Source organism: Actinacidiphila sp. bgisy167 (assembly GCF_965342175.1).
Lineage (GTDB): Bacteria > Actinomycetota > Actinomycetes > Streptomycetales > Streptomycetaceae > Actinacidiphila.
Map to the genome: position 1 here is coordinate 1 of NZ_CBDRBL010000129.1, position 11,332 is coordinate 11,332.

The following is an 11,332-nucleotide window of genomic DNA, read 5'->3' on the forward strand; positions in this document are numbered from 1 at the left end:
CGAGCGTGGCGCTCCCGTGATCCTTCGGGGAGCCGCCGAGTTCACGGCGCGCGGCGGCGGTCGGCGGGGTGACCGTCCAGTCCGGGTGGCCCGGCATCCGCGGGGTCTTCGTGCCGTACAGCCACTCGGTGAGGAAGCCGGTCAGGTCCTGCCCCGAGACCTCGGAGGCCACGGCTATGTACTGTCCGGTGGAGGCGCTGGAGTTGCGGTACCGGTCGAGGAAGGTGTGCTCGATACGGCTGAAGACCTCCTCGCCGACCAGTGTCCACAGCGCGTACAGCACCAGCACACCGCCCGTGTAGCGCTGGCTGTGGAAGAGGGTGGCCACCGTGGGCGCCGCGACGGGACCGGCGTCCTGACGCCACTGGTCGCCCCGGGAGTAGACGTCCTTCATCCGGGCTTCCATGCTCGTCAGACCGAGCGAGTCGGGCCATCCCCGTTCATACCGGTACAGCAGCCCGTAGTAGTCGGCGTGGCCTTCGTTGAGCCAGAGATCGGCCCAGGTGGCGGGCGACACGAGATTGCCGAACCAGGTGTGTACCAGCTCGTGCATCATGTGCGAGCCGATCAGATTCTCCGTCTGGAGCAGGTAGTTCGGCTTGTAGATGGTGAGGGTCTGGGTCTCCAGGCCGGTGAAGTCGAAGGCGTTGGGGTCGTCGGTGTTGGCAGGAAGGATGCCGTATGTCTCGAAGGGGAAGGCGCCCAGGCGCTGCTCGAGCCAGGCGAGTTGTCCGGGCGTCAGGGCGAGGGCCGGCTCCAGTGCCGCCGCGCGTGCGGTCGGTACGACGTCGCGCAGCCGCAGTCCGCTCGGGCCCGGTCGTTCGACCACCCTGTAGTCGCCCACAGTGATCTGCACCAACTCGGTGGCGAGCGGGTCACGTGAGCCATAGGTGGCGGTGGTGACGCCGTTCGCCGTCGTGGTGGAAACCAGCGAACCGGTCGCGACGGCCGTCAGTCCGTCGGGCGCGGTGATGCGGAAGGTGAAGTAGGCCTTGTCGCTGGGGTGGTCGTTGCACGGGAAGACCGTGCGTGCGAGGTCCGGCTGCCCTGCCACGGCAAAGCCGTCGGGGGTGGGAACCCAGCCGTTGTACGGGAACGGGAGTTTGCGCGGATCGGCCGTGTAGTCCACCTGTACGGTGAACTTGACCCCGTTCGCCAGCTGGCACGGCGGGGTGACGACCAGTTTCTCGGTCTGCTGCTCGAAGACCGCCCGTCGGCCGCCCACCCGGACCCCGTGGACCACGAAGCCGATCGCGTCGAGCGAGAAGCGGGAGAGCTTCTGAGTGGCGTGGGCGGTGATGGTGGCCCTCGCGTCGACGAGCTTGGTGTCGGCGCGGTAGGTGAAGTCGAGCAGATAGGAGGAGACGCGGTATCCGGTGTTGCCGAGCGCCGGATAGACCGGGTCGCCCAGGCTTTCGCCCCCCGGGGTTCCTCCAGTCAAACGGTCCCGGACGCCCCGCCCGTCGGCGCTTTGCGCCTGCGCGGACGGGGAGAGGGTGAGCGCTGCTGCTGTGCCGAGGAGTGCGGCCCCCGGGGCTGTCACTCGGGTGCGGTATCGCATGGTTCTCCTTGTGTCCGTTCCGTGATCACATTGTTTCCGACTGCCAACAGTCGGGACGTGGCAGCCTCATGGCCGGTTCCGACAATCTCGGAGCGGTTCCCGGAACGGCTCCCCCCGGTCACGGAGCAGGCTGTGCTGCGCTCACGACGGCGCCCGTCGGGCGGCCACCGGCCCGCGAAACGGTGGTCCGGCCGGCCCCGGGGCCGCCGGACCACCGCCTGTGCGCATCAGGCCGAACCCGTGCGCCCCCCGCGCTACGCGTGCGCCTCGTGCCCGTACGCGTGCCCGTGGGGCCCGTGCCCGGCGGGGCGTATGCCGGAGAGGTCGCGCCTCACCATGGAGTTGCGGTGGGCAACGCTTGCACCGAGCGCGAACTGCGGCCAGTAGCCGAGGATCTCTGCCGGCTGCGCTCGCTCCAGCGCCGCGCCAGCTCACCGCGGCTCTTGGACGAGGTGATCCGAACGCGACATATGCCGCAGCATGCGGAAGAACCCTGGGTGCCCGCCGACGCTTGATTCCGGGCCCGAACGGCCCGCCGCCGGGCAGACCCCCGTCTGCCCGCCCCGGCAGGGCACGACCGCGGAGCACCGCCGCCACGCCGGCAGGGCCGGGACTCCGGGGCCGACACGCCGGATTCGCCGTGGTGCGGGGAGCCTTGTGGCGGGCGCCGGGACGGCAGAATCGGAGGCAGGGGCGCCAAGACGAAGGAGGTCCGGTCATGCGCAGCCGTGCCGATGTGACGCGCGCGTCCGTGCACCACCCGTTGTTCGCCCGCTTCTACGCCCGCTGCGGTCCGGTGATGGACGCCCGCGCGGGCTTCGCGGTGCACCGCCGGACGGTGCTCGCCGGGCTCACCGGCCGGGTCATCGAGATCGGCGCGGGTCCGGGACTGAACTTCCGTCACTATCCCGCGGCCGTCGCGGAGGTCGTGGCGATCGAGCCGGAGCGGCGGCTGCGCCGGCTCGCCCTCGACGCGGCGCAGCGCGCCGAGGTGCCGGTGGACGTCGTTCCGGGGGTCGCCGAGGCGCTGCCGGTCAAGAGCGAGGCCTTCGACGCGGCGGTCGCCTCGCTCGTGCTGTGCTCCGTACGCGACCAGGAGCGTGCCCTGGCCGAGCTCCACCGGGTGCTGCGCCCGGGCGGGGAGTTGCGGCTGCTGGAGCACTGCAGGGCCGAGGAACGCGGGTGTGCCGCGCTGCAGTGGGCGGCGGACCGCACGGTGTGGCCGCTGCTGTTCGGCGGCTGCCGGACCGGGCGGGACACGCTCGCCGCGGTCGCGGCGGCGGGTTTCGAGCTGCTGGAGGTGCGGCGCTTCCGCGTTCCCGAGGGCGCCGGGGGCATCGCCCTGCCCGTGCCCAGCGCCCCGCACGTGCTGGCCTCCGCACGCCGGAGCGGCTGACGGCGCGTCGGGTAAGGCCGCTGGCCGCCCTCCTTCTGTACCTACTGGTATGTACACTGCTGTCGTGGAGACGACGCCGGAACGCCTGATCGAAAGCACCCGCGAGCTGCTCTGGGAGCGCGGCTACGTCGGCACCAGCCCGAAGGCCATCCAGCAGCGCTCAGGCGTCGGCCAGGGCAGCATGTACCACCACTTCTCCGGCAAGCCGGAGCTGGCGCTCGCCGCCGTGCGCCGCAGCGCCGAACGGATGCGGGCAGCCGCCGAGCGCGAACTCTCCCTCCCGGGTTCGGCCGTCGAGCGGGTCTCGCGTTATCTGCGCCGCGAGCGCGACGTGCTGCGGGGCTGCCCGATCGGGCGGCTCACCCAGGACCCGGAGGTGGTCGTGAACCCGCAGTTGCGGGCGCCGCTCGACGAGACCTTCGAGTGGCTGCGCGGGCGGATCGCCGACGTGCTCGCCGAGGGCCAGGCGCGCGGCGAGATCGCACCCGGCCTCGACACCGACGACATCGCGGCCGCGCTCGTCGCCGTGCTCCAGGGCGGCTATGTGCTCGCCCGGGCGTCCGGCTCTGCCGCGCCCTTCGACCAGGCAGTCAGCGGCGCTCTGTCGCTGCTGGCGCAGCGGGCCTGAGCGGAGTCGCACGACCAGCACTCCCAGGGGGAGACCAGCACATGTACGCGATGCAGTACGAGATCACCTTGCCCGCCGACTACGACATGAAGATCATCCGCGACCGGGTCGCGGGACGGGGCCGGCTCACGGACGCCTACGAGGACCTCGGGTTCAAGGCCTATCTGATCCGTGAACGCGGCACGGAGGGCTCCCCGGTCAACGCGTACGCCCCCTTCTACCTCTGGAAGGACACCGGCGGCATGAACCGGTTCCTGTGGGGCGGGGGCGGTTTCAGCGGCATCGTCGACGACTTCGGGCGCCCTGACGTCAGCCACTGGACGGGTGCCGCGTACCGGCCCGGGCCCGCTTCCGGTGCCGCGCCCCGCGCCGCGAGCCGTCTTGTGCGGCGGCTCCCCGCCGGGGCCGACCCGCGCGAGCCGGTCACCCGGGCCCTGGAGGAGTGGGAGGAGCGCGCCACCGCGGCCGGCGTCCACACGGCCGTGCTGGCCGTGGACCCCCGCCGTTGGGAGACCGTGCTCCTCACGCTCTGGGAGCGGACCCCGCCCACCGCGGTCACCGACCTGGACCGCTACGAGGTGCTGCACCTGTCGGCCCCGCACCTGGCCGAGGTGCCGGTCGGCCGCCGGTGGCCGTAGCCGCAGCGCCGCGGGGGTGAACCCCGTGCGCGTCGCCGGCTCCGCCCTGGCCGACCGGTAGCACGCGCATCGCACAGGGCGCGTCCCACGAGGTCGCGCGAGCCCGCCCCGCGCCGGCGCATCGGCGGTGGGGCCGGCGGGGGGACGCATCCGCCCCCGGCCCGTGCGTCCCAGGCCGGGCGGGCCCTACCGAGTGTTAGGGCTGCGGCAGAGCCGCGGACGCACCGGATCATGCTCAAGGTGGTGGACGAACCGGCTGAGACTGATCAGGTCGGTTGTGGCTCTGGCCGATTCGATCCACTGCGGGAGATAGTCGCCTTGCAGGTGGGTGACCATGTGGGCGAAAGAGCGCACGTGCTCGACGAGGGTTGTCAGCTCAGGGCAGTTCGCCAGCGTGGCTTGGAGCTGGAGCCGGTCATTTTCGGTCAGGGCGTCGGGGTGCGTGAGGATCCAACGCGTGACGGCACGGGCGGATGGGGGCCGAGGCCCGACCGGCTGGGGGTGTTCCGACTGACCGGGGCCCCGAAGGTGTCCGTCATCCGGGCGCAGGCCCGGGCCGCGAGCGCGAGACCGACCGAGACCAGAGTCGACCTCAGCCGCTCGGTTCGCCGGCCGAACCGACGCGTCAGACCGGACACCTGCTCGGCGAAGGTCTTGCGCGGACAGGAGTCCTGCGTGCAGACGAACCCACGCACCCGTAACGACACCACGACAAACCTGCCCACTGCTGGTAGATCTCGGGGAAACCGCAGGTAGGAGCCGTGTATTCGGCCTGACGAGCATCCGCATCCCGAGCAGGCCGCCCGACTGGAAGTCGTACGAGCCTCGATCCGTACGACCGTGTCGGTCACCTCGACCGACGCCATGGACACACCGTCGATCGAGGAGAACAGCAATTCATCCAGCTGCGGCGGCACTTCGTTCACGGCGAAGGACTGTCGACCACACCGCATTCCAGCCGGGCGATTCCAAGCCCCAGGCGGCCGCGTTCATCACCCACGCCCGCTCCTCATCGCGTACCCTGCCGACGAGATGAATCCTCCGTGTCATCACCACCAGCCCGTCCTCGAATTCCTGCCCCTTGTACCACGACCACTGGTAGCCCACATACGTCCGCTCGCCGGCATCCGGATCCCTTAGCACCCGCCGCGGCGAGCGCCGGGCGGGAGCGGCGGAAGCGTTCTCGTTTGACACTCACGGTGGGCGGCGCGTTCCGAACGGCAACCACCGCTCGGAACGGACCACCCCTGAACCGAGCAGCTCCAGCTCCGAGAAGGGCAGGGCCCCTGGCCCGCAGTCGCGCCACCCGCATGAGTGGCGGCGTTCATCGCCTTCACCCACGGCTCCTCAGAGGTAACGGCGACTTCCGTGTTCTCTGCCTCTGGCCAGCCCTCGGGCAAGCCAGGCGCCCGGTCCCCCGCACGACCGCTCGACGTAGCCTCGCCGGAAACAGCACCCGCGACAACGCCACCCAGCGTCTGGCCGTGCCCGTCGAATCGTTACAGCGAATGCGATCGAGGACATCAAGACACGCTTTGGCCAGAGATGTCCTGTTGAAACGTCTCGCGGGGAACCGTTCGCGTTTCCTTGTAATCTGCTTGTTTTCCGCTCCATCTGTCACGATAGGAAAAATGGACTGTGAATACCCGACCAATTGCCAGGATTTGCTTCGATCTGCCCTCTACGGTGAGTGATGTCTTGTCCGGGAGCGGCCTCCTCCAACCTGCCGCCTTTGATGAATTTGTGAAGCATGTCATTGATGCGGCATCGCTATACCGGGAGATCGTCAATGATCCGCCTGGGGGTATGACCTCCGAGGAAACGCTGCGAGCGCTGACGGATATCCCCTCTCATCGACTCACCAGTAGTAACCGCGAGGAGCGTGACCGCCTTCTCAAGTCCTCCAATATACGTCGCACACCAGAAACTCGCGGTGAAGCCCTCACTACGATCCCTCACCGCTTTTCGGAATCCTCCCCGGAGGAAATTCTTTCCCCCACCCGACAGGGAATGCCGCGTAATGCAGAACTCGCAGCAGGCCACGCAGAGCTGCCCACCCCTCCGGTTTTCCTGGCAGAACCCAGATCTGCTGTCAAACGGTTCTCTCCGGTAAGCGAGCCGACCCAGACCGGTCTGCCCATGGACCAGCCGAAGGCGAGTCGGGGTGGCGACCCCCTTACGGCAGAGGAACTTGACCTGGAACCGACGGAAATCAACCAGAGACGAAGCGGGAGCAACACCACCAGCGACGTGCGGCCCCAGTCGGCGGCCAGGTCCCCTTATATCTCCAGCCCAGGATCGCCGCGACACCAGGCGAACCCCTCTCCGACTAAGGCTGGCAAGGTTCGCGATGCCGGAGAGGACAGATGGAGTGCTGAGCTCAAAGAAACGATGGTGAGCTATGCGAAGGCGGCAGCAAGGCTCACCATGGCCCTCAATAACCGGACTGCTCTCGCCGCGCGCATCGAGAACGATGGAGATTCCGGCAGCGTCTCTCGTCTCGAGGAGAGCGAAAGAGAACTCGCCGAGGCCGAGGAGTTCTTTGATGCCGCAGAGCGGCGTATGGTCGGCATGGGACTGGGTGATCTATCAGGCAGAGACGACGAGAGTTTGCCAGCTGAACTTCGATCACTGCCCGGCGCGAAATTCCACGATGTCATGGAACGCGCACGGGAACTTCTTGGGCCGAATATAATGATCGGAAGTGACCAGGAAGCGCTTGCGGCTCGCGAGTCATACGAGGCGGCGCGGAACCGGGTAGCGACGGAACTCTCGCTCGGCCGCGAGGACACCGCCAAAAGACTTGCTGCCGAGTTTTCTTCAAGCCTTGGGAAGAAACGCGAGAGAATCCTCGGCGGCGCACTGAAAATCGGCAACCTGGATTTCACGGCAAGTTATGCGAGCCACGCAAAAGATATACAAACACAATATCGAGAGCGACTTGCCGAAGCCGAGGAAAATCTGTATCACCAACTTGAAATAAACACAATCCTGCGCGACGACACGGAATCCGAGGAGGAGATTGAGGCAAAATATCTCCGCGCACTGCACGAACTACGGACGGCGAATAGAGAGAGTGAAATTAAAGACCTGCAAAAGGTTCTCAGAGCGCACGTTGAGCTCTTCTTCACGGCTCTTAGAAAAGAGCAAAACGACCCCACTCGCGATAGCCGCGACAGAATGAACACAAAGGAGGCGGAGCATTTTAAAAATGAATCAAGAAGGTTTGTACGAAAGCTGGCCAAGCTGATTGTGAACCCTGTAGGATACAGCGGTGATCATGATGTTCTGGGAATGCGGATCGGAACGCATCCGAGCTTTGGTACGAAATCCCATTCTTGGCGATACGAAAGTGTGGTCGACGCCTCGCGAGGATTGCTCGGATGGGTTGCGGCGAAAGAGAACAGGCACGCAGAGAAGGAACTTGCCCGGAAAATCGAAGACGAGGGCCACGTCGAGGCTCTACTTGACGTTCTGTTCACCCGTCTTCATGCGAGGTTGAGAGCTTTTCCCAATAACTCGGGGATCTTGGAGGAGTTGAAGTCAGGCCGCACCCTCCTTGATGACCGACCGTTTGCTGTTTATCTTAACTGGTTTTCCGCAAATGAACCACTTGAACATTTGCGCACGGAAGTCTGGGAGCGTGGCGGGATTTTGGAAGTCCTGGAAACGCCTCATATGTTCGGATTCCGTGACAAAATGATGGTCATGCACGATTTGAGTGACTATTTCCGAGAGAAGGTTTCTCGTTCGCCGGTAACGCAGGGCACCGGCCGGCTCCCGTTGCCCAAAGCATCGGATGTGATGAGCACGACGGGAATCGATGATTCGGGTCGGCGGACGGCAGCGAACCCAGAGCGGGGACAGAACATAGTCCGAGATAGAGAAGGTCGTCTCAAAGAAGCGCCTTCCACGCGAAATGAGAACGCGCGGTCGACGATACTGGCTCGTTCCCTCAACATACCGGTCTGGTCCGGTCAATCACACACCGCGCTACGAATGTTCCATATGGCGAGGTTCTTCGGAGCATCACGGCATGAGGTAGCAGCATTGGCCTGGGGCATCTTTGCATTCTGGCGGCTTCACTACGACCACACCTCCGAACTCGCCTACCACACGCTGCACGAGACGCTCGACATAGCGCATAATTTCGGCGTGCCCTATTCGATGAAAAATCAGGCTGCCGGGCTTCCGGAGGTCAAGCTTGAAAATATCCTGAACAGGTCATCATATACAGCTGGGCATCTTGAGGGAGCTGCGAAGGATGCATTCGCTGCGCTTTCGATTACTGCGGCCAGTCCTTCAAGTAGCACCGAAGCCGAGAAGATGAATGCGCTCGCGGCCGCCATTAGAATCGGTATCAGGAATTGGCAGGCTGACCCCAGGCGCGAGACCGTCGTGGCCATCATAGATAACGTCATCGAAGGAGAGCAGCTTCTCAAGCAGTCAGGACTGCCGTTCGAGTCCTTCATGGAAATTCCCAAGGATGGCGAAGTGAACACATTTTCTGTGAGTTCACGTTTCGGGGCCATGGTGGAACGTTACATCGGAAGTGGTTCAGGCTTTGACACCGAGAGTCCTGCTGCGCGCGCTCTGCTACTGCCGAGGAATGCAGACAACACTCTCTCTGAGAATGCGGTGCAGATCTTCCATGATGCGGATGAAGAAGACTTCGACCGCATGTGGGAATATTTGCTGCAAAAAGCAAAGGTAGAGGTGGCGGGGGAAAACAAGTCATCCTACTTGCCCGAGCCCGCGACGCTTGAGAAATTCCCTGAACTCCAGTCGTACACGAAACGATCAGACCGCTCGAAGGCTGAGGACTACAATGTTCCGCATGCTGCGATGACGCGTCTCCCGTTGCGGGTCGACAAGGCGAACTTCACAGTTTTCGCTGACCTAACGGAACCAGACGATCTTACCGACCGCAGAATCGAGCAGATATCGGAAGCCGTGAGGCTGGTCCAAGGGGCGGGATTTTCTGTGCCGAACCTGAGAGTCTACCTTCCGAAATATGGTCGGAGTATTCGCGTGCGGCATGATGGAAAGATTGATGTCCTCTCAGGGATCTCCAGTACCTTCTTTGCGCCGGACATTTTGGTTCTTTCCCCTGACCTGCTCGCACTGCGCCATACGTCCAGCGATGACAAAACGTATCCAATTGAGCTGGGCGTTCAGCATGTCATCACGGTGATAGAGAAATCCGTGCGCTACGCAAATGATGCGTCCGCCTATTATGATTTGACCTTCACGCGATTCGCCGAGAGAAACTACGAGGACATCGCCCGCAAGCTTCCTCGATCGGCGCATGAAAGCCCCCTCCTTTTTATGGGCGAGTATTTCTTGGGTGCTGTCACAGGGCAGCAACTCCCCCCGCAAACAACGAAGGTTTATAAGAAACTGGGTGGCGTTGTCGCGGGTGCTGTTTCAGGCGAGGCTACGTCGAGCGGCCGTGCGGGGGACCGGGCGCCTGGCTTGCCCGAGGGCTGGCCAGAGGCAGAGAACACGGAAGTCGCCGTTGCCTCTGAGGAGCCGTGGGTGAAGGCGATGGACGCCGCCACTCATGCGGGTGGCGCGACTGCGAGGCCAGCGGCCCTGTCCTTCTCGGAGTTGGAGCTGCTCGGTTCAGGGGTGGTCCGTTCCGAGCGGTGGTTGCCGTTCGGAACGCGCCGCGGCGAGCGCCGGGCGGGAGCGGCGGAGGCGTTCTCGTTTGATACTCGCGGTGGTCGGCGCGTGCTGGGGGATCCGGATGCCGGCGAGCGGACGGATGTGGGCTACCAGTGGTCGTGGTACAAGGGGCAGGAATTCGAGGACGGGCTGGTGGTGATGACACGGAGGATTCATCTCGTCGGCAGGGTACGCGATGAGGAGCGGGCGCGGGTGATGAACGCGGCCGCCTGGGGCTTGGAACGCGTCGTCAACGCACACGCTTATCGTCTTCCCCTGCCCGACCAGGTGACCGGCCCTCTGCAAGGCGCCGGTCCTGTGTGGCGGGCTGAAGTACGTTTTGTTGATCACCCGGACGAGGCCGACGCGGTCGTCTCCCTCACTCCCGGTGGTCGCATCAGCCAGAAGGCCTGGCCGGTCAATTCCTCGCCCTGGGCACTGGCCCACGAAATTGTTCATGGTATGGCCGGCGGGGACACCGAGGCCCCCGCGGAAACCCTCCTGACACCCGGCGGACGCACACAAGAGGACGTACCGCCAGGTAAGATGAGCCTGATGGGACGCCCACCCCGGGGCGTGGTCCCCGGCGAGGACACTTTGGTCATCACCAAGGTCACGCGTCAGCAAATAGCCGACCATATGGCCCCCTGGTTCCACCGCGGCAAAGCCGACCCGACCTCTTCCACAGGCACGGCCTCACCCGGCACCACGGTGACCTCACCCACGGTGGGCGCTCGGGACCAGCCACAGGCGACAAGGCGTCCGGACCAGCCTCAAGGGCGGCCGGAGAACGAAAACAGCCATGAGGCGCCCACCTCGACCCGGGAATTTTTCACGCAGTCCACCCAAGCGCTCCTCGATGCGCCCAACGCCGCCGCCCCGAGCGCGCCTTGGGACAGCTTCACCGCTGCGGAGCGTCAGGTGAGAACGGATACCCGGGTTCCCGTCGTCCCGGAACCCCTCGTCAGTCACGTTGCCGAGGCGGATGTCCTCGAGAGCACGGAAGTGGGCACCGTCACCGACGGTCTGACCCGATCGATGGCAGCTCCAGGTGAGGTGGCCAGTGAAACACACCCGCTTGCCCTGGAGGACCTGCTCGGAGTGTCCGGCGCATCGGGCCACGCGGATGTGCTGGCCGGCTCGGGAGAGGTAGACGCCCGCGTGGTAGCGGACGGCATCAGGGAGCGACTCGCCGCTGCGCGTATCGACACGACGATCCAGCCTGTCCACGTGCAGATTCATTCCACGCCGGGCGATCCCTCCCATTGGCTCACCGACATCATTCCCAGGGCGGTCAAGGAGCTGGGTTACGGACTTTACGTCCACATCGCGCCGGGGAACGTGGTGCATCTGTGCCCGTAACCTCGATTCTTCCAAGGGCTGACGGCGACGTCGTAAACGGCTGGCTGCCCGATATGTCCCGTGCCGTGTCGGGACTGGCC

Annotated in this window: 6 protein-coding genes; 4 read left to right on the top strand and 2 right to left on the bottom strand. The window is 65.1% G+C overall.

What is annotated here, in order from left to right:
• Nucleotides 1-1,561 (bottom strand): M1 family metallopeptidase (locus ACRWND_RS29310; protein ID WP_431954747.1); only part of this gene is annotated, 1,561 nt, incomplete at its 3' end.
• A gap of 718 nt (nucleotides 1,562-2,279) precedes the next feature.
• Between ACRWND_RS29310 and ACRWND_RS29315 the strand changes: the two genes are divergently transcribed.
• Genes ACRWND_RS29315 through ACRWND_RS29325 form a run of 3 tightly spaced genes read left to right on the top strand, consistent with a single transcriptional unit; the run spans nucleotide 2,280 to nucleotide 4,223 of the window.
• The gene (locus tag ACRWND_RS29315) at nucleotides 2,280-2,957 is read left to right on the top strand and encodes a class I SAM-dependent methyltransferase (protein ID WP_431954749.1); all 678 of its coding nucleotides are present in this window, start codon (nucleotides 2,280-2,282) and stop codon (nucleotides 2,955-2,957) included.
• Nucleotides 2,958-3,006: 49 nt separating this feature from the next.
• Nucleotides 3,007-3,585, top strand: coding sequence for a TetR/AcrR family transcriptional regulator (locus ACRWND_RS29320; protein ID WP_431954751.1), 579 nt, complete (start codon nucleotides 3,007-3,009; stop codon nucleotides 3,583-3,585).
• Nucleotides 3,586-3,626: 41 nt separating this feature from the next.
• Nucleotides 3,627-4,223 carry a DUF4865 family protein gene (locus ACRWND_RS29325; RefSeq protein ID WP_431954753.1) on the top strand — a complete coding sequence of 199 codons (597 nt, stop codon included), beginning with the start codon at nucleotides 3,627-3,629 and terminating at the stop codon, nucleotides 4,221-4,223.
• Nucleotides 4,224-4,648: 425 nt separating this feature from the next.
• On the opposite strand, the gene ACRWND_RS29330 is transcribed toward ACRWND_RS29325, so the two are convergent.
• The gene (locus ACRWND_RS29330; RefSeq protein ID WP_431954755.1) at nucleotides 4,649-5,176 is read right to left on the bottom strand and encodes a transposase family protein; all 528 of its coding nucleotides are present in this window, start codon (nucleotides 5,174-5,176) and stop codon (nucleotides 4,649-4,651) included.
• Nucleotides 5,177-5,861: 685 nt separating this feature from the next.
• Here ACRWND_RS29330 and ACRWND_RS29335 point away from each other — a divergent pair.
• Complete coding sequence (locus ACRWND_RS29335) at nucleotides 5,862-11,252, top strand: hypothetical protein (RefSeq protein ID WP_431954757.1); 5,391 nt, start codon at nucleotides 5,862-5,864, stop codon at nucleotides 11,250-11,252.
• Nucleotides 11,253-11,332: the final 80 nt, after the last annotated feature.

What these genes read in the sequence shown, in the direction of transcription:
- ACRWND_RS29325 (WP_431954753.1), top strand. Translation starts at nt 3,627, where the DNA reads ATGTACGCGATGCAGTACGAGATCACCTTGCCCGCCGACTACGACATG.
- ACRWND_RS29320 (WP_431954751.1), top strand. Translation starts at nt 3,007, where the DNA reads ATGTACACTGCTGTCGTGGAGACGACGCCGGAACGCCTGATCGAAAGC.
- ACRWND_RS29315 (WP_431954749.1), top strand. Translation starts at nt 2,280, where the DNA reads ATGCGCAGCCGTGCCGATGTGACGCGCGCGTCCGTGCACCACCCGTTG.
- ACRWND_RS29330 (WP_431954755.1), bottom strand. Translation starts at nt 5,176, where the DNA reads ATGCGGTGTGGTCGACAGTCCTTCGCCGTGAACGAAGTGCCGCCGCAG.